Here is a 21,249-nt window from a genome sequence, read left to right as displayed (position 1 = left end):
GGTTTGAGGGCAGGGAACGCGGCAACCCGAGCGGGTTCGCCGCGTTTTTTTTGCCCGAAATTCCACTGCAAAAATGCCTCGGTCATCTCAAAAACCCAGCAAGTACAAGGCTGGTTGATTTTCATCAAATTGTTCCGTCCTCCGATCAGTGCTAAACTCCTCACCCATTGAGAATGGTTCGTATTAACGGTTGCCGGTTACGTTCTCATTGCGATTTCCTATCATCGGCGCCGAATTGATCAGTGAGCTGACCGGGTCGGGTCGAGCGTACGCGCGGCATCGGTTCGATCAATAACAAGAAGGAGTGAAGGATGCAGGTTTCAACTTTTGTACGCGGCTCGGTGGCCGCCGTCGCGCTTGTGGCAATGGTGTCGGCATCGGCTGCCGAATATCCGATCGGCAAGCAACATATCGAGAATGGCATGGAAGTTGGCGCGGTCTACTTGCAGCCGATCACCATGGAGCCGGAAGGCATGATGCGCAAGGCCTCGGATTCGGATGTGCACCTCGAAGCCGACATCCACGCCGTAAAGAACAATCCGAACGGCTTTGCGGAAGGCGACTGGATGCCTTACCTGCAAGTGACGTACGAGTTGACCAAGGTCGGCACGACGCAAACCATCAAGGGCGACATGATGGCCATGGTCGCCAACGACGGTCCGCATTACGGCGACAACGTGAAGCTCTTCGGCCCGGGCAAATACCACCTGAAACTCAACATCGCAGCGCCGATGCAAACCGGCCATATGGCGTTCGGCCGCCACGTCGACAAGGAAACCGGCGTGGGTCCGTGGTTCAAGCCCTACACGATCGAATACGATTTCCCGTTCGCCGGCATCGGCAAGAAGGGCGGGTATTGAGTAGTCGAGAGTAGTCGAGCCAGTCGTCCGGCATGACGTGAAGTAGCATGAAACGTCAAACCGGGCGTCGCAGCCAGGAAGCATGCATGCAACGCAAATACAAGTTGGTCGCCGCCTCGCTAGCCTTGGCGGCCGGATGGTTCGCCAGTGCCGCCGCAGCGCAAGCCGCCGACCTGCCGACCTTCAAGCTGGAAATGAACGACGGCAAGCTGAATCCCGCGCGCATTGAAGTGCCGGCGGGGCAGCGCATCAAGATCGAAGTGCACAACATTGGCAAGGGTGCGGCGGAATTCGAAAGCATCCAGTTGCGCAAGGAAAAAGTGCTCGCGCCAGGAGCCGATTCGTTCGTTGTGATCGCGCCGCTGGATAAGGGCGAATACAAGTTCTTCGACGATTTTCATCAGTCGGCGCAGGGTGTCATCGTCGCGAAGTAAGGTCACGCCGGGCCGGTTCGCGCGCTGTTCGTTCGGCGTCGCGCGCAAACCACGTTGGCCTGCAAGAGCGGGGGATAAGTGATGGGTCAGGTTCTTTTCATCGTGTGGCGGGAGAGTGTCGAGGCGCTGCTGGTCGTCGGCATCCTGTACGCATGGCTGAAAAATGGCGACGCCGACGCGCGTCGTGGCATTCCGTATTTGTGGGCCGGCGTGGCCGCCGGGTTGCTGGCCGCCATAGCGCTGGGCGCAGCGCTGGTCGGGTTCACGGAAGAGTTGTCCGGCGATGCGCAGGATTATTTCCAGACCGGCATGGTTCTGGTCGCGTGCGTGCTGATCGTGCAGATGGTGCTGTGGATGAAGCATCACGGCCGGTCAATGAAGCGCGACATGGAAGCGTCGCTGGAAAAGAGCAAGCAGGACGCGAACTGGTGGGGCGTCACCTTGCTGGTCGCGCTTGCCATTGCGCGTGAAGGCAGCGAGACGGTGATTTTCCTTTACGGCCTCGGCTTCGGCCAATCGGGGCACGTCGATCCCATGCAGTATCTGGCGGTCGCAATGGGTTTGGCGCTGGCTTTCCTGACGTTTTATCTGCTCCAGCTTGGCGGCAAGATTTTCTCTTGGCGGCTCTTTTTCCGCGTGACGGAAATCATGCTGTTGTTCCTCGCGGCGGGCTTGTTTGAAACGGGTGTCGATAAACTCATCGACAAGGAAATCCTGCCCGTCGTCATGAATCAGGTGTGGGACACGTCCTGGCTGCTCGATGACTCCAGCACCTTTGGTTCGCTGGTCGCCACGCTCACGGGTTATCGGGCGCACCCGGCCGGCATGAACCTGATCGCGTACGCGGTGTACTGGGCCGTGATCTTCCTGCTGCTTCGCCGATCGAAAAACAAGATGGCGCAAAAATCGGCGAGAAGGGTGGCATGAGCGACGTGATGAATCGGCCCGGCCGGCTGCAGCAAGCCGGCCAATGGATGCAACAACACGGCAGCATGATCCGCGGCATTCAATGGGTTGTGGTTGCCGTGTATGCATTCCTGATTCTGGTTCCAGCCGTCTTGCCGTTGCCGGACGGTACCACGCATCTCTGGAGCAACCTGACGCTTGCCGCGCAGTTTGTGTTCTGGGGTATCTGGTGGCCGTTCGTCCTGCTTTCCATGGTGATGCTCGGCCGCGTGTGGTGCGGCGTGCTGTGTCCCGAAGGCGCACTGACCGAGTTTGCGAGCAAGTTCGGCCGCGGCTGGGCAATCCCGCGCTGGTTGCGCTGGGGCGGCTGGCCGTTCGTGGCATTCGGCATCACCACCATCTATGGCCAGATGGTCAGCGTTTATCAGTATCCGAAAGCCGTGTTGCTCGTGCTCGGCGGCTCGACGGTCGGCGCAATGATTGTTGGTGTGTTGTATGGGCGCGAGAAACGCGTGTGGTGCAAGTATCTCTGCCCCGTGAACGGGGTATTTTCGCTTCTGGCACGGCTCGCACCATTCCACTACAAGGTCAACGAGGACGCGTGGCGCCGCTCGTATAAAGAGGGTGAGCACGGGCATCGCGTGATTCCCGTCAACTGCGCGCCGCTGGTGCCGCTGCGCGCCATGAAGGGTGCGTCGGATTGCCATATGTGTGGGCGTTGCAGCGGCCATCGGGACGCTATTTCGCTGGAGTGGCGTTCGCCCTCGGCCGAAGTCGTGCAACTCGGCGATAAACAAGCTAATCCGTGGGACACCGCGCTGATCCTGTACGGCCTGCTGGGCATTGCTATTGGTGCGTTCCACTGGACCGTGAGCACGTGGTTCGTCGACCTGAAGCAGATCTTTGCGTCGTGGCTGATCGATCGCAACATTCTCTGGCCGCTCGATACAAACGCGCCCTGGTTCCTCTTCACGCATTATCCCGAACAAAACGATGTCTTCTCGTGGCTCGACGGCGGGATGGTCGTGGGTTATATCGTGGTCACGGGGCTGGTGTATGGGACCGCGCTTCTGGCCTTGCTGGCCGTCGGCACGCGCATGCTCGGGCGTTTCAGTTTCACGCGCCTGCATCACCTGACGCAGGCGCTGATTCCGGTGGCGGGATGCGGCGTGTTCCTGGGTTTATCGGCGACTACGGTGTCATTGCTGCGCGCTGAACACTTGCCGCTTTGGTGGGTGGCCGATGTGCGCCTGGGCCTGCTCGGTGTCGCGAACCTGTGGAGCGCGTGGCTTGCGTGGCGCGTCATCGGCCGGTATGCGCTCGGGCGTTTTGTCACGCAAAGTGTCGCGATGCTATGGTTCATCGCCGCTCTCGCCGTCGCCGATAGCGCGTGGTACCTGATGTTCTGGGGCTTTTCGCGGTAACGTTGCGGGTATCGACCCAATCGCGAGCCGCTCGCGGGGCCAATCCCTTTATCAACGCAACGACTATCTTCCAACAACAGGTGACGAAATGAGAACAAAACCGGTATTGACCGACGCGGACGTAAAAACCATCGCGGCCGCAGCTGAAGCGCATGCTTTGGCGAACAAGTGGTGCGTAGCGATTGCTGTCGTCGATGACGGCGGTCATCTGCTTCACCTGCACAGGCTGGAGGGCGCAGGCGCAAGCACGGCCGAGATGTCGGCGGGCAAGGCGCGCACCGCTGCGCTCGGCCGGCGCGAAACGAAAGTGTACGAGGACATGATCAAGCAAGGTCGCACGGCGTTCTTGAGCGCACCGATGACTGCCATGCTGGAAGGCGGCGTGCCGATCGTAGTGGGTGCGGATATTGTCGGCGCGGTGGGCGTGTCCGGCGTGAAGTCGGACCAGGACGCGGCGGTGGCGCGAGCGGGCATCGCGGCGTTGGGAATCGAGAGCGTTTAAGCTTCCCGAAGATCTGCCCAAAGCGGGCTTGCGTCATGCCGATCGAAACAAGTCGGCCTAAACTTCAAAGTTAAAAAAGCACGTTTTCGCGAGAAAACGTGCTTTTTGCTTAGCTGATGGTGCTGTTCAAAGCACACGACTGGGAACCAAAAAAAGCGGCTTCGCTGGCTATCGACGACTGGCTGGTGTTTGCACGAAGGGGTCTAAAGTCTCGCGTGCAAGCCGTCATTGCTGGCTAGTGCCAAACACCTCTCGAAGAGGTGGTCCCCACAATACCCGGTACTGCAATTCTGTCCTGCGTGCTATTTGGTGAGAATCAGCTTGCCCAGGCGCGTTGCGCGCAACTGATACGTTTCACCGTTATGCATGATGCTGATGTGGCTATGACCTTGCAGCAACGTGTCGCTGCGTAGAGAACGTTCGGAACGTTCGGAACGTTCACCGCTCTCCGACACACTCGACTGTGTAGGACGCGCCGTCGTTACAGCGCCCGTCCGGGGCCGCGAGATAGCTGCGGCCGCAGAGCGTTCGACCGGGCGACGTAGCCGAAGCGTATTGGAGCGCAGGAGGTCGGTCATGTCGAAAAGTCCGTTCGTTGAGTCGATGGAGTAATCTTAATGATAACCATTCCTATTCACAACAACGAAGTATTCATCGATCACACGTTTCGATAGTCATTGACTGTCCGGCTATCGGAACGTCGCGGTGCCTTAGCGGCTTAGTGCAGTGGACCTTCGAGATTGCTGCCGTGAGCGAATTGCCGGATCAGCCGGACGGTGTCGATATCCGCTTCCCGATACGCAGACTTCACGATCTCCTGTGTTTGAAGCGCGTCGGCGCTTGCCTGTGGATCATCGGCTACGGGCAGGGTGGTGGCGTAGGTGAAACGCAGGAACAACTGGAGTTCGTCCGGTTGCTCGATTGCCATGGTCAGCGAGCCGCCCACGTATTCGGCGGTCGGCAGGATGTCGTAGCGAACACTGGTTTGGGGGATCAGCGTCACGCGGTCACGCACGACGGCCTGACCGTAATGCAGTTCGCGTTCGAGTACGTCGCCAATGCGCGACAGGATCACGCAGCGATCCAGGCCGATCACGAATAATTGCGGCTGTTCCGCGCGCAGCACGAGTCCTTGCCAGACCTGTTCGCGGGTCATCGATTCCACGAATGGATTGAGCGGGTCGTTGATCTGGATGAGGTGTTCGAAATTCAAAACGACAGTTTCCTTGGGTTGTTCAGTTGTTCAGCTGGTCCGCAAAATGCGACGCTTATGCGTCTTATGCGTCTTATGCCGGCGTAAGGCCCGAATGAATCATGATCGCGCCGCTGAGAATCTTGTGCACGGGACACGCATTTGCAATTTGCAAGAGTCGTTCCCGCTGGGTGTTATCGAGTTCGCCGGTCAGGAGGATCTGGCGGTCGATCACCGTGCCCTCGGGCGTGATATCCATGGTCAGCGTCACGTGTACCGCTTCAAGCGGCCATGCCTTGTGCTTCGCGTACATCTTCAGCGTGATCGACGTACACGCGCCCAGGCTCGACAGTAACAAGCTGTGGGGAGTCGGGCCGGTATCTGCGCCACCGTGTGTTGATGGTTCGTCGGCGATCCAGTCATGCTGGCCATCGCTCAGCGAAACCTGAAAATCCGTTGCACCGATGTGGGCGCTGACGGACGGCGTCACAAACTTTTCGGACATGCGGTACTCCAGAATTAGCGGATGGACAGACAGCGCGGGGAATAAAAGCAGACGATAAAACGGCGCGGCACGAACGACTATTGTGACGCAAATAGTGTCATTCGTGCCGCGCCGGTGAAACAAGCACGGTCTGATGTCGATGACCGCCCAACGGCGGCGAACCCGTCTAGTGGTTGATCGACCCCATGCGTCCCTCCTGGTAATCCACCACGGCCTGGCGTATCTCGTCCTCCGTGTTCATCACGAACGGACCGTAACGGACCACGGGCTCCTTTAACGGCACGCCGCCGATCAGCAGTAATTCGAGCGGCTCATCGCCGGCGGCGAACGTGACCGTATCGCCATCGTTCGCGAACACGATCATCTGCTGCGCCCGCACGGCTTGCTTCGCCTCGCCGTACAGACCGTTACCCGACAACGCATAACCGAACACACGAAAGTCCCGTGGCACCGGATGCACGACCGACGCGCCCGGTTGCAACGAAAAATGCTGGTAAAGAATGGGCGTACGCGTTTCGATCGCCGCCTTGACGCCAAGCGCTTCACCCGCGATGACCTTCACGCGTACGCGGCCGTCGTCGCTGGTCGCGACCGGAATCCGTTCGGACGCGATTTCCTGATAATGCGGCGGGATCATCTTGTCGCGCCTGGGCAGGTTCACCCAAAGCTGCAAGCCGTGCACGCGGCCGCCGGTGCGCGTGAATTCGGGATCGGGCATTTCGCTGTGCACCACGCCCGCGCCGGCCGTCATCCATTGCACGTCGCCCTGACGCAGCGTGCCGGAATGCCCCGCCGAATCCTTGTGGCCGAACTGGCCCTCGAGCACGTATGTCACGGTTTCAAAGCCGCGATGCGGATGATCGGACGCGCCTTTCGCCTCGCCGGGCGCGTAGTCGACGGGGCCCATTTCATCGAGGAGCAGGAACGGGTCGAAGTCCATCAGAAGCCGCGTCGGGAACGGGCGATGTACGACAAAACCGCCGCCTTCCACCGTGCGGAGCGCGGCAATCGTGCGTTCGATACTGCGTGTGGTTTCCATTTTGTCCTCGCTTGGGCAGGCCAGCGTGGCCATTGCAACGGGTGGGGCATTAGCGCCAAATTTAAAACATAGCGCTATTATATGGACGGTATTTCGCGGAAAAAGCCATCAAACCGCAATGGATTGTCCCGCCTGTGGAACAACGAAAACCCCAACGAAAAACCTGACCGCATGAAACCTGATTCGCATGACCTCAATGATCTGATGTATTTTTCGTACGTTGTCGAGCATGGCGGTTTCTCGGCGGCGGAGCGGGTGCTGGGTATTTCCAAGTCGCGTTTGTCACGGCGTGTGTCCGAACTTGAGACGTCGCTGGGTGTGCGTTTGATGCAGCGGTCCACGCGAAAACTCGCACTGACGGAGGCCGGCCAGCTCTTCTACCAGCATTGCAAGGCGATGCTGGCCGAAGCCCAGGCCGCTGTCGATATCGTGCATAGCTTGCGCGATTCGCCGCGCGGCAGCGTGCGGGTCAGCGTGCCGGTGACGATCGCGCAGACGTTCTTGTCGGAGGTGATGCCTGAGTTCCTGCATCGATACCCCGAGGTTCGCGTCGTCCTGAGCGTGACGAATCGCGTGATCGATTTGTTCGAAGACGCTATCGACGTCGCATTGCGCGTGCGCTCGGAACCGCCCATCAATTCGACAATCGTTGCGCGCCCGCTCTGGCGCACGGAACAAATGCTGGTGGCAGCACCCTCGCTGCTCAAGCCGAACGCGCCGCCGCTCACGCCGTCGGAACTGGCCCAGTTCGATACCATCGATGTCCCGGCCACCGATGGCCGCCACGTCTTTCGCCTGATTGCGCCCGACGGTACGCGTCACGAATTCGAGCATGAACCGCGCCTTGTGACAGCGGACCTCGGCATGATCCGCGAAGCGGTGCTGCGTGGCGTGGGTATCGCGGCGTTGCCGGAGATGATGTACGGCGCTGCGTTGCGTACCGGCCAGATGTCGCCGGTGATGCCCGGCTGGACTTTTCCGGCGCCGCAACTCTATGCGGTGTTTTTATCGCGGCAGGGCATGGTGCCGGCAATTCGCGCATTCGTCGATTTTCTCGTCGAGTCGATCAATGACAGCAATCGCTTCCCGGGAGAATGTCCTCTCCAGCCGGAGCCCGCTCGCGAAACAGTGTGACTAATCGCGCCGTACGCTTAAGTTTCTGACATTGAAGCGTGCGCTTGCGATGGTCAGATTCAATCGCCGCCGGCTTGTAGGTGCTGTGCTCGGGCGCTATATTGAAATCTCTTCGCTAAGGAGCTGCTTATGCGAAAACTCACGGCCACTTTTATAGTAGGCCTGATAGGGCTAATAGCGCTGTCCGTGTCGAGCACGGCTGTCGCATGTGGCGATACTGCGGATTCGAATGTCTCGACGCCAAAGTAACCGCTAGCCCGAATGTGCCGGCGCGCACACAAAAAAAGGCCTTCATCATTGCGATGAAGGCCTTTTACCTTGCGGGGCCACGAAACCACGTGCGCGCTGAAATCACACGCGCAAATCATGCCGCGCTACTTCCCACCCGCCTTCGGCTCGGTGACAAACCCGATCTTCGATAACCCGCCGCCTTGCGCGGCCGACATCACATCGGCGACACGCTCATACGGCACCTTGCGGTCCGCACGCAGGCGCAATTCCGGCTGCGGCGTCTGTTTAGATGCGTCGGCTATGCGCGACTGCAGCGCGGCATCGTCGACCTTCTGGTCGTTCCAGAGCACCGTTCCGTCCGCTTCGACGGCAACGTCCACGTGCGCCGGCTTCGTGTCCTGCGGCTGGCTGCTCGCCTTCGGCAAGTCGATTTTCACCGCATGGTTGATCGCGGGAATCGTGACGAGAAAGATGATAAGGAGAACCAACATGACGTCGACGAGCGGCGTCATGTTGATCTCGCTCATCATGCCGTCGTCCTCGTCACTGGAGAAAGGGCTCATGGCCATGGCGACGTCCCCTTAGCTCACACGCGACGCAGGCTGCCTGGATCCCGCAGTGGATCCGGCAGCGCCCGTCGTCGTGGCGCTCGCAGCGTGCTGCGTGGCCAGGCGCAGGCCGTCTCCACGCTTGCTGGACGCGAGCTTGGTGCCCGTCACGAAGAACGCGTGCAGGCCGTGCGCGAAGCGGTTCAGCTTCGTGACAATAGCCTTGTTCCAGCGGGTCAACGCGTTGTAGCCGAGCACCGCCGGAATGGCGACGAACAGGCCGAACGCCGTCATGATCAGCGACTCGCCGACCGGTCCCGCGACTTGATCGATAGACGTCTGACCGGTCGCGCCAATGGTCAGCAGCGCGTGATAAATACCCCACACCGTGCCGAACAATCCGACGAACGGCGCCGTGCTGCCGATCGATGCAAGCACGGCGAGCCCCGCCTGCATCCGTCCGACGCCTTCATCCATGGTGTCCTTCAGGCAGCGTGTGATCCAGTCCGACACGTCCATGCGGTCGTGCAGATGCGGTTGCGTCTGATGATGGTGATCAGCGGCGTCCTGACCCGAGAGGGCGAGCGCGAGGAACGGATTGTCCTGCGCGTTCGAGGAATGGCTGCTCAGCTTCTTGATGCCGTCGGCGAAATCGTCTGAATGCCAGAACGCCTGCTCCGCGTTCTTCGTGAGGCGCTTCAGGCGGACCACGTTCAGGCCCTTCACCAGAATCACTGTCCACGACAGGATCGACATGATTGCCAGCGCGAGCGCGATACCTCGCGTGACGAAATCCCCTTGCGCCCAGACATGCGCCAAGCCGTAGTTTTGCATTGCAGTTCCTGTAGATATCTAGAAATTAGGTCGAATTTTTTAGTGTTATTCAGCGTTCATTGGATCGATCCGACTGTGGTGCTAGTCGTTCAACCCAAACACGAACGGCTGGGAATAGGCAGCGCGGATCGCCACGCCGTTTTCCTTATAGGGCTTGCATGCGCTTGAGCGCATGGCATCGAGCGCGGCGTCATCGAGCCGCGACGAACCGCTGCTCTTCTTCAGTTCGATGTTCTCGATCTTCCCCGTCAGCCCGACGACGAACTTCACCAGCGCCGTCCCCGATTCCCCGCGACGCCGCGACAACGCCGGATAGTCCGGCATCGCGATATTGCATTCGAGATGCGCGACGTCTTTCGGCGCGTTGAGCGCCATGGTCGGACGCCCGATAGCCGGCGCCGCGGCGGCCGGCGCTGCCGCAACCGGCGGCGAAGGCGGAGCGGGAGCCGGCTCAGGCGCGGCTGCCGCCACAGGCGAGGGCGCCGTGGTTTCCGGCAACGGCGTTGGTGCGGCCTTCACGCGCGGCTGAACGACGGGCTTGGGCTTCGGTAGCGGCTTCGGTGGAACCGGTTTCGGTGGCGGAGGAACGGGCGTCGACTGAATTGCCACAGGCGCTGCAACCGGTTGCGGCGGCGCGGGACTGATCAGTTCGGCGGTGATTGTCTTCGATTCGATCGGACGCGGCGGCGGCTCGTTACGCAGGGTGAGCACAACCGCCAGCAGGCCCACGTGAATCGCCACCACAGCGACACTCGCGGCAATCACGCGCGGATTGAGGCCTGAGGATTCGATCGAACGGGAGGAGTGAACGTTAAGCGCCGCAGCCGAATTGCCGGGCGAGATCAGGGGCGACGGCATATCAGCGTGGTTGTACGGCGGTGACGCCGTACGAACAGCGAAAGCCCATGCAGCATGTGAGACTGGAGGACTTCATTTTCGAAAGATGAGCAGAGAAATAAACACCGTGGTCACGAAACCGATCAGCAATTCCATCATTCCCTCCTTGGACGGGGGTTGGCGGGCTGGCTCAATGTGACCTGGCTTGCGGGCGGAGAAGCGGGGACTGCGGTTTTACACCTGGCAAGGCTAATGACGCGTGACGATCGGCTTGAAAACCACGCGCCGAAGTTGTTGCGTAGTCGTTGCGGTAACACGCCGGCATTCGTGGTGATGCAGCGGGCAAATCCCCGTTAACCTTGGAGCGTACTTACGCGGCCTTGCGTTCGTAGAACGTCAGCGGTACCGCCTGATGCTGATCGCCGTGGTGCGTGCCGCAATGCGACGCGCAACCGCTTTGCAACATCACGTCGCGCACGGTTTCTTCGCATTTGCCGCAGCACATGGCGACACCCAGTTCAAATTGCAGTTCGTCGAAAGTAGCGACGCCATCTGCAATGGAGGCGCGAATCTTTCTGTCCGACACTGACTTGCACACACAGACGATCATGATTAACCGCGATAGCTAACGTTAATGCGAATTATTATCATTCCTTATGCGAAGGTTGGCAATAGGGGTGAACGGTTTTTTTCGACGTGCGGCGGACGGGAAAAAGGGACGGGGCGCAGAGGCTTGTCGCACAAGGCGCCATGCTTATGTAAAAAACTGAAACCGCGTGTCTGGAAGGGGCTTTTTAGCCGCTAAGCGGGGTTTTATGGCTTCGGAGGGGGATAGATGCGGCTCGGGACCGTCTGGAACGGCTCGGACGCGCGGTCTCAGACCGGATCGGATTCCAGTGCCAGCGTCCGCCGCGAAGGGATCACGACGTGTTCGACGGTCACATCCAGTCCGAGCAGCGACGCGGCGAGTTGTCGCAGCGCCTGGCCGTCATTGGTCGAGTAAAAACGCGGCAATTCGATTGCCTGAGCCTGGGCTGGCGCTGCGCGCAGACCAAACGAATCCAGTTGCCGTTCGAGTTGCCGTGCTATTGCGACACTCGTATCGATCAGCGTCAGCCGGTTACCGGCAATGGCGCGGATGGCTTCATCGAGAAAGGGGTAGTGCGTGCAGCCGAGCACCAGCGTGTCGGCGTTGGCGTCCAGCATGGGTTGCACATAGCTTCGCAGCAGCGCAACGAGTTCAGGTGAGTTCGTGTCGCAACGTTCCACCGCCTGCACGAGGCCGTGCCCCGGCTGCAGGATGAACTGGCAATCACTGGTATGGCGTTCAGCCAGCGCTTGAAAGCGCGCGCTGCGCAGCGTGACGGCTGTTGCCAGTACGCCCACCACGCGCGTTTGCGATGTGAGCGCCGCGGGCTTGATACCCGGCTCCACGCCGATCACGGGAACGGCCAGGCGTTCGCGGGTTTGAGCGATCGACTGCGCGGTCGCCGTGTTGCACGCGACCACCAGCGTCTTCGCGCCCTGCGATACGAGCCATTCCCCGATCGCGAGCGTCCGGTCGGCGATAAAGTCGTCATCGCGTTCACCGTACGGCGCGTACAGCGAATCCGCCACATAGATCAGCCGTTCGTCCGGCAAGGCGGCGCGCACAGCGCGCAACACGGACAAACCGCCGAGGCCCGAATCGAAAATAGCGACGGGCGCGCTCGAACCGGGCGACTCGGGAGAGGAACTGACAGCGGAGCTAAGCGCTGAACGAAGGGCGTTGAAGGGCATTGTGGCCAGTAGCTTACTCGCTCTCGCCCATCATGGTTTGCTGATAGTTCTGGATGCCGACCTTCGCGACGAGATCGATCTGCGTTTCCAGCCAGTCGATGTGTTCTTCCGTATCGTCGAGAATCTTCACAAAGATTTCACGCGAGATGAAATCGCGAACCGATTCGCAATACGCGATAGCTTCCTTGCAGGTGCTCTGCGAAATCTGTTCGAGCTTCAAGTCACACTTCAGGATTTCTTCGGTTTCTTCACCGATCAGCAGCTTGTGCAGGTCCTGCAGGTTCGGCAGGCCGTCGAGCATGAAAATGCGCTGGATCAGCCAGTCGGCGTGCTTCATCTCGCCGATCGACTCGTCGTACTCGTGCTTGCCAAGCTTCTCCAGCCCCCAGTGCTTGTACATGCGTGCATGCAGGAAATACTGGTTGATCGCAGTCAGCTCGTTTTTAAGCTGCTGGTTGAGGTATTCGAGGGCTTTGATATCGCCTTGCATGTTAGTTCCTTGTGTGGGCGTTTCAGCTTTTCAAACATAACCGCTCATGTTTAAAAAGCCAAGATGAAAAATGGTGTTTTCCCCGCTATTTGGCGGAGATTTCTTATTTCCGCGCAGTGGAATGAGAATGAAAACAGTTCTCTGCGCAACAGCCCGAAAATGAAAGAGCCGGGCGCATGGCCCGGCTCTTTTTAGCTCGTATTGCTAAGACGGTAGTTTAAACCGTTGCGACCGGAATCTTGCCGATCTTTGCTTGCCATTCCTTCGGTCCCGTCTGATGGACGGAGGTCCCGGTCGAATCAACAGCAACGGTGACCGGCATATCCTGAACGTCGAATTCGTAAATGGCTTCCATGCCCAGGTCTTCGAACGCGATGACCTCCGCGCCGCGAATCGCCTTCGATACCAGATACGCCGCGCCGCCCACCGCCATCATGTAGGCGGCCTTGTGCTTCTTGATCGCCTCGATGGCACCCGGGCCGCGCTCTGCCTTGCCGATCATCGAGATCAGGCCGGTCTGCGACAACATCATGTCGGTGAACTTGTCCATGCGCGTGGCCGTGGTGGGACCTGCCGGGCCAACGACTTCCTCGCGGACCGGATCAACCGGGCCAACGTAATAAATCACGCGATTCGTGAAATCGACAGGGAGCTTTTCGCCCTTGGCGAGCATGTCGGCAATACGCTTGTGCGCCGCGTCCCGTCCCGTCAGCATCTTGCCCGACAGCAGCAGCGTCTGGCCGGGCTTCCATGCCGCGACCTGTTCCTTCGTCAACGTGTTGAGGTCCACGCGCTGGCTCGTCTCCGTGTTCGCGACCCATTCGACCTTCGGCCATGCGTCGAGCGAAGGCACGTCGAGTTTCGCCACGCCCGAGCCGTCGAGCGTGAAATGCGCATGACGCGTGGCTGCGCAGTTGGGGATGATCGCGATCGGCTTCGATGCCGCGTGCGTGGGCGCCGCCATGATCTTTACGTCAAGCACGGTGGCGAGGCCGCCCAGACCCTGCGCGCCAATGCCGAGCGCGTTGACCTTCTCGTGCAACTCCACGCGTAACTCTTCGATCCAGTCCCGCGGTCCGCGTGCGATGACATCCTGGATATCGATGGCGTCCATCAGCGATTCCTTCGCCATGACCATCGCTTTCTCCGCCGTCCCGCCGATGCCGATTCCCAGCATGCCGGGCGGGCACCAGCCGGCGCCCATCAGCGGCACGGTTTTCAGCACCCAGTCCACGATGGAATCCGACGGGTTCAGCATCGCGAACTTCGTCTTGTTCTCCGATCCGCCGCCTTTCGCTGCGATCTGGACGTCGACTTTATCGCCGGGGACGATCTCGTAATGGATCACCGCCGGCGTGTTGTCCTTCGTATTCTTGCGCGCGCCTTCGGGCGGACTCACGATGGATGCGCGCAGCACGTTGTCCGGATTCAGATAACCGCGGCGCACGCCTTCGTTGATCATGTCGGTGACGCCCATGGTTGCACCGTCCCACCGTACGTCCATGCCCACTTTCACGAACACCGTGACGATGCCGGTGTCCTGGCAGATCGGCCGGTGACCTTCCGCGCACATGCGGCTGTTCGTCAGGATCTGCGCGATGGCGTCTTTCGCGGCCGGACTCTCTTCGAGTTCGTACGCGCGGCCGAGCGCCTGGATGTAGTCGAGCGGATGGTAATAGCTGATGTGCTGCAACGAATCCGCAATGCTCTGGATCAGGTCTTCCTGCTTGATGATGGTCATGGCTTGAACGTGTGGGGAACGGGACGTTATCGGGACTGTTTGCGGCGCTTTAAGAAGCGCTCATGGGTGTATTTCTGCTGCTGGTCTAAGCTTACTCGTGCGCCTTCGCGGGCGTGCCGGAAGGTTCGTGAAAATGCTCCGGATGCGTGTGCGTGGTCAGCCGGTCGACCCACGCCATGATCAGCGCCGACGCGAGGAACGCCACATGAATGATCACTTGCCACATCACCGCATGTTCGGAGTACTGGTCCGGGTTGATGAAGGTTTTCAGCAGATGGATGGACGAAATGCTGATCAGCGCCATGGACAGCTTCACCTTCAGCACGCCGGCATTCACGTGATCGAGCCATTCCGGCTGATCGGGATGGCCTTCCACGCCGAGTCGTGAGACGAAAGTCTCGTAGCCGCCCACGATCACCATGATCAGCAGGTTGGAGATCATCACCACGTCGATCAGGCCGAGGACGACCAGCATGATGTTGGTTTCATCGAGCGTCGTCATGTGAGTGACGAGATGCCAGACCTCCTTCAGGAACAGGACGACGTAGACGCCCTGCGCCACGATCAGGCCGAGATACAGCGGCACCTGGAGCCAGCGGCTCATGAAGATGACGGCTGGAAGGGGTTTCATGGGACGGCGGGGAGGACGGGTGCCGGGGATGTTCGAGGATGCGGACATGAGCGGTGCCGGGTCGTGGAAGGTTGATTGAATCGAGTAACTGCTTGGGTCGTGGCGAGCGCGAAATAAGGCGAAACCGGATGAAACCGGATGAAACCGGATGAAACCGGATGAAACCGGAAATAGGGCGAAACCGGATTTCGCGCGCATTTTTTTGAGAAAGCCCGTCATTGTAGCGCGATGGCGGCGCCGGGTTGCGGGTGAACCCTGAGGCAGTCCGCACGCGCAACCAGCCCCAAAACCTGCTCACCGGCGGTTCCACCACGCGTGCGAAATTCGTGCAAAGCCCGTGCAAAGCCCGTCTGGAAGCCGTCCCCGGTCAAGAAATCATCGGCGGCGCCGTTTTCGCCTTCGTGCTGGCCAGGACGATCCCGGTGACCACGCATGCCAGTGCAATTCCATGCGCGATAGTCGGACGCTCGCCGAGAAACACGATGCCGTAGAGCGCCGCCGCGATCGGCAAGAGGCCGGAAAATACGCCGGCGAGACTGCCATCGACGTGCCGGATGCCTTTCATCCACAGCCAGAACGAGAAGATGCTCGCCGATAACCCGTACCAAAGCACGAGGCTCCAGACACTCAGGCTGACGCTGCTGTAATTGAAGCTGACGAGCGCGGAAAACCCGAACGGCAGCATCAGCAGGAAGCCGAAGAAATGCGTGTAGGCGCAGATATCGATGGCGGGAAGCGTCTGCGTCAGGCGTCGCGACAGGATCACGTAGAACGACTCGCAACACACCGCGCCGAGCACCATCAGGTTGCCAAGTACCGAGCTATCCTGCGGTCCGCTGCCCGATCCGTGGCCGCCCGTTCCTTGCGCAACGTTGATCACGACCACGCCGACAATGGCAAGCGCAATGGAAATCAACGCACGCCCGTTCGGGCGTTCTTTCAGGAAAAACCACGAGAACAAGGCGACCACCGCTGGAATCGTACTGGTGATCACGCCCGCCGCGACGACGCTCGTGCGCTGCACGCCGTTGAGCATCAGCAACGTGAACATGAAGGTGCCGAAGAACGCCTGCTGGATCAGGTTGGCCCATTCGTCGCGCTTGACCAGCCGGATCTTCGCGGGACGCAACAACGGCCAGAGCACCGCCATCGCAATGACAAAGCGCAGCAGCGCGAACAGCGGGACCGGAATGAAAGCGACCACCGACTTGCCGACGCCGACATTGCTGCCGGCCAGCAGCATGGCTGCGATGAGATAGAGCGCGTAACGATTCAAGCTGGAATCCGGACGGCGAGTTCAGTTAACATGGCGTGGCGCGTCATGGATCGCGCGCAACGCGGGATGGGGGTAAGCAGCACGTGAGCGCAAAGCGCATCATTGTATTGATGCGTTGAAACGGTCGAATAGTATAAGTGCGGGTGCGTACGTGTATACCCCGTGGCTTTCGGGGCGATCGCGTAAGTAGCGGGTAAGGCGCGCGGCTTATCTTCGTCCCATCGTCACATAAAGCCTGGCGCGCCTATGCTGCGCTGCATCGAACAGGCAACGCACAGAGGCAGGAGACGCGGCAGGTCGCATGACAAATATGAATGCGCCTGCCGTCCACGCCTAAAGACATGGCGGCTTCGGAGCTTGGGCTCCGGTGTCGCGGTTATCAGATTCACCATCAAAGAAGGGGTTGTCGATGTCTGCGATTGAATCCGTACTCCAGGAACGCCGTATTTTCCCGCCCTCGGCCAAAGCAACGGCCGGCGCAACGATTTCCGGCATGGACGCGTACAAGGCTTTGACGTCTGAAGCCGAACGCGATTACGAAGGTTTCTGGGCGCGGCTCGCGCGCGAAACGCTTAGCTGGCACAAGCCGTTCACAACTGTCCTCGACGAATCGAATCCGCCGTTCTACAAGTGGTTCGAAGACGGCGAAATCAACGCGTCGTATAACTGCATCGACCGTCATGTGGAAGCCGGCAACGGCGCGAAGAACGCGATCATCTTCGAAGCCGACGACGGCACCGTCGTGAACGTCACGTATCAGGATCTTCTGCAGCGCGTCTGCCGCTTCGCCAATGCGCTGAAAAAGCGCGGCGTGAAGAAGGGCGATCGCGTGGTGATCTACATGCCGATGTCTATCGAAGGCGTGGTCGCCATGCAGGCCTGCGCGCGGATCGGTGCGACGCACTCGGTCGTGTTCGGCGGGTTCTCATCGAAGTCGCTCAACGAACGGCTGGTGGACGTGGGCGCGGTCGCACTTGTTACGTCGGATGAACAAATGCGCGGCGGCAAGGCCCTGCCGCTGAAGAGCATCGCCGATGAAGCTATCGCAGCCGGCGGATGCGAAGCGGTCAAGAGCGTGATTGTGTACAAGCGCACGGGTGGCAAGACGCAATGGCATGAAGGCCGTGATCTCTGGATGCACGAGCTGGTCGAGCATGAATCCGATCAGTGCGAGCCGGAATGGGTCAGCGCCGAACATCCGCTGTTCATCTTGTACACGTCCGGTTCCACGGGCAAGCCGAAGGGCGTTCAGCACAGCACCGGCGGCTTTTTGCTGTGGGCCGCGCAGACCATGAAGTGGACCTTCGACGCCAGGCCCGACGACGTGTTCTGGTGTACCGCCGACATCGGCTGGATCACGGGGCATAGCTACATCGCGTATGGTCCGACTGCCATTGGTGCGACCCAGGTCGTGTTCGAAGGTGTGCCGACCTATCCGCACGCCGGGCGCTTCTGGGACATGATCGGCAAGCACAAGGTCACGATTTTCTATACCGCGCCGACCGCTATCCGCTCACTCATCAAGATGGCCGAAGCCGATGCAAAAGTGCATCCGAAGAGCTTCGATCTGTCGTCGCTGCGCATTCTCGGCACGGTCGGCGAGCCGATCAATCCAGAAGCGTGGATGTGGTATCACGAGAACGTGGGCGGCGGCGTGTGTCCTATCGTCGATACATGGTGGCAGACCGAAACCGGCGGCCACATGATCACGCCGCTGCCGGGCGCGACGCCGCTTGTGCCGGGTTCCTGCACGCTGCCGTTGCCCGGCATCATGGCTGCTGTCGTCGATGAAACCGGCCAGGACGTGCCGAACGGGCAGGGGGGCATCCTCGTCATCAAGCGGCCGTGGCCGTCTGCGCTACGCAACGTTTGGGGTGATCCGGACCGCTACAAGAAGAGCTACTTCCCTGAAGAACTCGGCGGCAAGCTGTACCTCGCGGGCGATGGCGCCGTGCGCGACAAGGACACGGGTTACTTCACGATCATGGGCCGGATCGATGACGTGCTGAACGTGTCGGGGCATCGGTTGGGGACCATGGAGATCGAGTCGGCGCTGGTGTCGAATCCGATCGTGGCGGAAGCGGCCGTGGTCGGCCGTCCCGACGATACGACCGGCGAAGCGGTGTGCGCGTTCGTCGTGCTGAAGCGTTCGCGGCCTGAGGGCGATGAAGCCAAGCAGATCGCCAATGAACTGCGGGCGTGGGTCGCAAAAGAGATCGGTCCGATCGCGAAACCGAAGGACATTCGTTTCGGCGAGAATCTTCCCAAGACCCGTTCAGGCAAGATCATGAGGCGGTTGTTGCGTTCGCTGGCGAAGGGCGAGGAGATCACGCAGGACATCTCGACGCTCGAGAATCCCGCGATCCTCGATCAACTTGGCGAAGCGCGTTGAATTTGCTTTAGTATCATCTGGCTTGAAAGAACGGCTCCCTGTTTCAGGGAGCCGTTTTTATATCCCCGGCCGGCGCACGATGTCGATCCCGATTGCCGCGTCTTAAAGCATTTGGTAGATAAGCACATGTCCTCGATTCCACCGCCTGCTTCGAGTCCCGCCGAACCACCGCCCGTCACGGAGGCGATGGCGCAAGCGCATCGGTTCTACTGGCGAACGAATCTTGCGGTGATATCGGTGCTGATGCTGATCGGATTCGTGGTCTCGTTCGGCATTCCGCTCATGGCGACGCGGCTCGCTGATGTGCGTTTCGCGGGTTTTCCGCTGCCGTTCTACTTTGGCGCCCAGGGCGCGATCCTGGTGTATGTCGCGTTGATCGTGGTGTATATCGTGCTGATGCAATTCGCCGATGCCCGTTTGCAACGGACCCTTGCCGTAGCTAAGCCCGAGCCATGAAGCGCCGATGAAGCTTACCCATCGACTCATCCGCGCCTACGCGCTTTACACGCTCGGCTTCTTCCTGTTCATCTACGTGATGGCGCGGATCGAGCGCGTGACCGGGCCGGGCATGTGGATCGGCTATGTGTTTTTGTTCGTGCCGATAGCCGTCTATGCCGTCATCGGCTTGTTGTCGCGGACGTCGGATCTGGTCGAATATTACGTGGCCGGGCGGCGCGTGCCGTCCGCGTTCAACGGCATGGCCACGGCGGCGGACTGGTTATCGGCGGCGTCGTTTATCGGGCTGGCCGGGTCCATCTATGCAACCGGTTACGACGGTCTTGCGTATATGATGGGCTGGACTGGCGGCTATTGTCTCGTTGCGTTCCTGCTCGCGCCCTACGTCCGCAAGCTTGCTCGATACACCATTCCCGACTTCCTCGGCACGCGCTTTTCAAGCAACCTCGTGCGCGGGATCGCGGCGTTCGCGGCCATCCTGTGCTCGTTCGTTTATCTCGTCGCGCAGATCCAGGGCATCGGGCTGATTGCGTCGCGGTTTATCGGTATCGACTTTGCTATCGGGATCTTCTGCGGGCTTGCGGGTATTCTCGTGTGCTCGTTTCTTGGCGGCATGCGCGCTGTCACGTGGACGCAGGTCGCGCAGTACATCATCCTGATCAGCGCCATGCTGATTCCCGTCTCGATGATCGCCCATCGCGAAGGGCTCGGCTGGTTGCCGCAGCTTTCGTATGGACGGTTGCTGGAGCGTGTGGAAGTGCTTGAACGGGAGGTGGAACGCTCGCCCGAAGAAGCCAGGGTCCGTGACGATTACCGGCGTCAGGCGCAGCAGATCCAGACGCAGATCGATGAGTTGCCCACGTCGTTTCATACCGGGCAGGCTCGGCTGATGGAGGAGATCGCGGGTCTGCGCCGGCATAACGGGCCGTTGCGCGATATTAACGAGCGGGAACGTGAACTGGCGTCGTTCCCGAAGACACCCGCGGAGGCGCACGTTCAATGGACCCGCGCCCGCGATGCGATGCTCGAGCGCGCTGCGCCGCCGGTGCCAATGGCTGAAGCATTCCCCCCATCCGACGATGAAAACGCGCGGTTGCACAGGCGGAATTTTTTGTCGTTGCTGCTGTGTTTGTCGCTGGGAACGGCGAGCTTGCCGCATATTTTGACGCGCTATAACACGACTACATCTGTGGCTTCTGCGCGGCGCTCGGTCGGCTGGACGCTGTTTTTTGTCGCGCTGTTTTATGTGACCGTGCCCGTGCTCGCGGTGCTGATCAAGTACGAGATGCTGACGGGAATCGTCGGGCACAAGTTCGCTGATCTTCCTACGTGGGTCATGCAATGGCGCAAGGTGGAGCCGTATCTGATTCGTATCGGCGATGTGAACGGTGACGGCATCGTGCGCTGGTCCGGGATTCAGATGCAGCCGGATATGGTGGTGCTCGCCGCGCCGGAGATTGCCGGGCTGCCGTATGTGATGTCGGGATTGATTGCTGCGGGGGCGTTGGCCGCGGCGCTTTCTACCGCCGATGGCTTGCTATTGACGATCGCGAATGCGCTTTCGCACGACGTCTATTACTGCATGGTCGACAAGACGGCGAGCAGTCAGCGAAGGGTGACGATATCGAAGATATTGTTGCTGGGGGTGGCGTTGTTTGCTTCTTATGTGGCTTCGCTGAATACCGGGAATATCTTGTTCTTGGTGGGGGCGGCGTTTTCGTTGGCGGCGTCGAGTTTGTTTCCGGTGTTGGTGCTGGGCGTGTTCTGGAAGCGGACGACGAAGCTCGGGGCGGTCGCGGGAATGCTGGCGGGCTTGAGCGTGTGCGTCTATTACATCGTGTCGACGTATCCGTACTTCACACAGATGACGGGTTGGTCGGGCGCGCGGTGGTTTGGGATCGAGTCGATCAGTTCGGGGGTGTTTGGCGTGCCGGCGGGGTTTGTGGTGGCGGTGGTGGTGAGTCTTTTCGATCGGAAACCGGACGCGTATACGAGGGCGTTGGTGGATTATATTCGGCATCCGTGAGGAGGAGATTTG

The 21,249-nt window shown here is 60.0% G+C and carries 22 protein-coding genes; 9 read left to right on the top strand and 13 right to left on the bottom strand.

The features are described 5' to 3' along the window. The first annotated feature begins 311 nt into the window (after window positions 1–311). From ACSQ8V_RS12240 to ACSQ8V_RS12220, 5 genes are all read left to right on the top strand, one after another. Window positions 312–860: an iron transporter gene (locus tag ACSQ8V_RS12240; RefSeq protein ID WP_436205871.1), complete on the top strand. Its 549-nt coding sequence runs from the start codon at window positions 312–314 to the stop codon at window positions 858–860. A gap of 86 nt (window positions 861–946) precedes the next feature. After that, window positions 947–1,294 (top strand): cupredoxin domain-containing protein, encoded by a 348-nt coding sequence (locus tag ACSQ8V_RS12235; RefSeq protein ID WP_213761907.1) that lies wholly within the window; start codon window positions 947–949, stop codon window positions 1,292–1,294. A gap of 81 nt (window positions 1,295–1,375) precedes the next feature. Next, window positions 1,376–2,221 carry an FTR1 family iron permease gene (locus tag ACSQ8V_RS12230; protein WP_436205870.1) on the top strand — a complete coding sequence of 282 codons (846 nt, stop codon included), beginning with the start codon at window positions 1,376–1,378 and terminating at the stop codon, window positions 2,219–2,221. Further along, window positions 2,218–3,624 (top strand): 4Fe-4S binding protein, encoded by a 1,407-nt coding sequence (locus ACSQ8V_RS12225; protein ID WP_436205869.1) that lies wholly within the window; start codon window positions 2,218–2,220, stop codon window positions 3,622–3,624. The genes ACSQ8V_RS12230 and ACSQ8V_RS12225 overlap by 4 nt, the downstream gene beginning before the upstream one ends. Window positions 3,625–3,712: 88 nt before the next feature. After that, window positions 3,713–4,126 carry a GlcG/HbpS family heme-binding protein gene (locus ACSQ8V_RS12220; RefSeq protein ID WP_089158875.1) on the top strand — a complete coding sequence of 138 codons (414 nt, stop codon included), beginning with the start codon at window positions 3,713–3,715 and terminating at the stop codon, window positions 4,124–4,126. A 302-nt stretch (window positions 4,127–4,428) separates the two neighbouring features. Here ACSQ8V_RS12220 and hemP read toward each other — a convergent pair whose 3' ends face one another. The 4 genes from hemP to ACSQ8V_RS12200 form a co-directional block, all read right to left on the bottom strand. After that, window positions 4,429–4,704, bottom strand: a complete 276-nt coding sequence (gene hemP, locus ACSQ8V_RS12215) for a hemin uptake protein HemP (protein WP_436205868.1) — start codon at window positions 4,702–4,704, stop codon at window positions 4,429–4,431. Window positions 4,705–4,844: 140 nt separating this feature from the next. Then, window positions 4,845–5,339, bottom strand: a complete 495-nt coding sequence (locus tag ACSQ8V_RS12210; RefSeq protein WP_213761853.1) for an SRPBCC family protein — start codon at window positions 5,337–5,339, stop codon at window positions 4,845–4,847. A 73-nt stretch (window positions 5,340–5,412) separates the two neighbouring features. Then, window positions 5,413–5,823, bottom strand: coding sequence for an OsmC family protein (locus ACSQ8V_RS12205; protein ID WP_436205867.1), 411 nt, complete (start codon window positions 5,821–5,823; stop codon window positions 5,413–5,415). Between the two features lie 166 nt (window positions 5,824–5,989). Then, on the bottom strand, window positions 5,990–6,862 hold the full coding sequence (locus ACSQ8V_RS12200) for a pirin family protein (protein WP_436205866.1): 873 nt from the start codon (window positions 6,860–6,862) through the stop codon (window positions 5,990–5,992). 171 nt (window positions 6,863–7,033) lie between these two features. On the opposite strand from ACSQ8V_RS12200, the gene ACSQ8V_RS12195 reads away from it, so the two are divergent. Next, entirely contained in the window at window positions 7,034–7,996 is a 963-nt protein-coding gene (locus tag ACSQ8V_RS12195; protein WP_436182096.1) for a LysR family transcriptional regulator, read from the top strand. A 374-nt stretch (window positions 7,997–8,370) separates the two neighbouring features. Here the strand turns inward: ACSQ8V_RS12195 and ACSQ8V_RS12190 are convergent, their stop codons facing one another. The 9 genes from ACSQ8V_RS12190 to ACSQ8V_RS12150 all read right to left on the bottom strand — a co-directional run bounded on the left by ACSQ8V_RS12190 (window position 8,371) and on the right by ACSQ8V_RS12150 (window position 16,363). Next, window positions 8,371–8,796: an ExbD/TolR family protein gene (locus ACSQ8V_RS12190; RefSeq protein WP_213761849.1), complete on the bottom strand. Its 426-nt coding sequence runs from the start codon at window positions 8,794–8,796 to the stop codon at window positions 8,371–8,373. A gap of 12 nt (window positions 8,797–8,808) precedes the next feature. Then, a complete protein-coding gene (locus tag ACSQ8V_RS12185; RefSeq protein WP_436205865.1) occupies window positions 8,809–9,609 on the bottom strand; it encodes a MotA/TolQ/ExbB proton channel family protein in 801 nt (266 codons plus the stop codon). Window positions 9,610–9,690: 81 nt separating this feature from the next. Beyond that, complete coding sequence (locus ACSQ8V_RS12180) at window positions 9,691–10,467, bottom strand: energy transducer TonB (RefSeq protein ID WP_436205864.1); 777 nt, start codon at window positions 10,465–10,467, stop codon at window positions 9,691–9,693. Window positions 10,468–10,816: 349 nt separating this feature from the next. Then, on the bottom strand, window positions 10,817–11,056 hold the full coding sequence (locus ACSQ8V_RS12175) for a (2Fe-2S)-binding protein (RefSeq protein ID WP_213761846.1): 240 nt from the start codon (window positions 11,054–11,056) through the stop codon (window positions 10,817–10,819). Window positions 11,057–11,322: 266 nt separating this feature from the next. Then, the gene (murI, locus tag ACSQ8V_RS12170) at window positions 11,323–12,225 is read right to left on the bottom strand and encodes a glutamate racemase (protein ID WP_436205863.1); all 903 of its coding nucleotides are present in this window, start codon (window positions 12,223–12,225) and stop codon (window positions 11,323–11,325) included. A 13-nt stretch (window positions 12,226–12,238) separates the two neighbouring features. Beyond that, window positions 12,239–12,715 (bottom strand): bacterioferritin, encoded by a 477-nt coding sequence (bfr, locus tag ACSQ8V_RS12165; RefSeq protein WP_031359074.1) that lies wholly within the window; start codon window positions 12,713–12,715, stop codon window positions 12,239–12,241. Between the two features lie 217 nt (window positions 12,716–12,932). Beyond that, complete coding sequence (locus ACSQ8V_RS12160) at window positions 12,933–14,456, bottom strand: fumarate hydratase (protein WP_213761844.1); 1,524 nt, start codon at window positions 14,454–14,456, stop codon at window positions 12,933–12,935. Between the two features lie 91 nt (window positions 14,457–14,547). Beyond that, window positions 14,548–15,135 carry a TIGR00645 family protein gene (locus ACSQ8V_RS12155; RefSeq protein ID WP_213761843.1) on the bottom strand — a complete coding sequence of 196 codons (588 nt, stop codon included), beginning with the start codon at window positions 15,133–15,135 and terminating at the stop codon, window positions 14,548–14,550. A gap of 319 nt (window positions 15,136–15,454) precedes the next feature. Further along, window positions 15,455–16,363 (bottom strand): DMT family transporter, encoded by a 909-nt coding sequence (locus ACSQ8V_RS12150; RefSeq protein ID WP_213761842.1) that lies wholly within the window; start codon window positions 16,361–16,363, stop codon window positions 15,455–15,457. 409 nt (window positions 16,364–16,772) lie between these two features. On the opposite strand from ACSQ8V_RS12150, the gene acs reads away from it, so the two are divergent. The 3 genes from acs to ACSQ8V_RS12135 all read left to right on the top strand — a co-directional run bounded on the left by acs (window position 16,773) and on the right by ACSQ8V_RS12135 (window position 21,237). Beyond that, the gene (gene acs / locus ACSQ8V_RS12145; protein ID WP_436205862.1) at window positions 16,773–18,755 is read left to right on the top strand and encodes an acetate--CoA ligase; all 1,983 of its coding nucleotides are present in this window, start codon (window positions 16,773–16,775) and stop codon (window positions 18,753–18,755) included. A 126-nt stretch (window positions 18,756–18,881) separates the two neighbouring features. After that, window positions 18,882–19,211, top strand: a complete 330-nt coding sequence (locus ACSQ8V_RS12140; protein WP_436205861.1) for a DUF4212 domain-containing protein — start codon at window positions 18,882–18,884, stop codon at window positions 19,209–19,211. A 7-nt stretch (window positions 19,212–19,218) separates the two neighbouring features. Next, complete coding sequence (locus ACSQ8V_RS12135; protein ID WP_436205860.1) at window positions 19,219–21,237, top strand: sodium:solute symporter family protein; 2,019 nt, start codon at window positions 19,219–19,221, stop codon at window positions 21,235–21,237. Window positions 21,238–21,249: the final 12 nt, after the last annotated feature.

The organism is Caballeronia sp. LjRoot31 (assembly GCF_964253885.1).
Taxonomy (GTDB): Bacteria; Pseudomonadota; Gammaproteobacteria; order Burkholderiales; family Burkholderiaceae; genus Caballeronia.
This window is presented reverse-complemented; position numbering and strand designations above follow the sequence as displayed.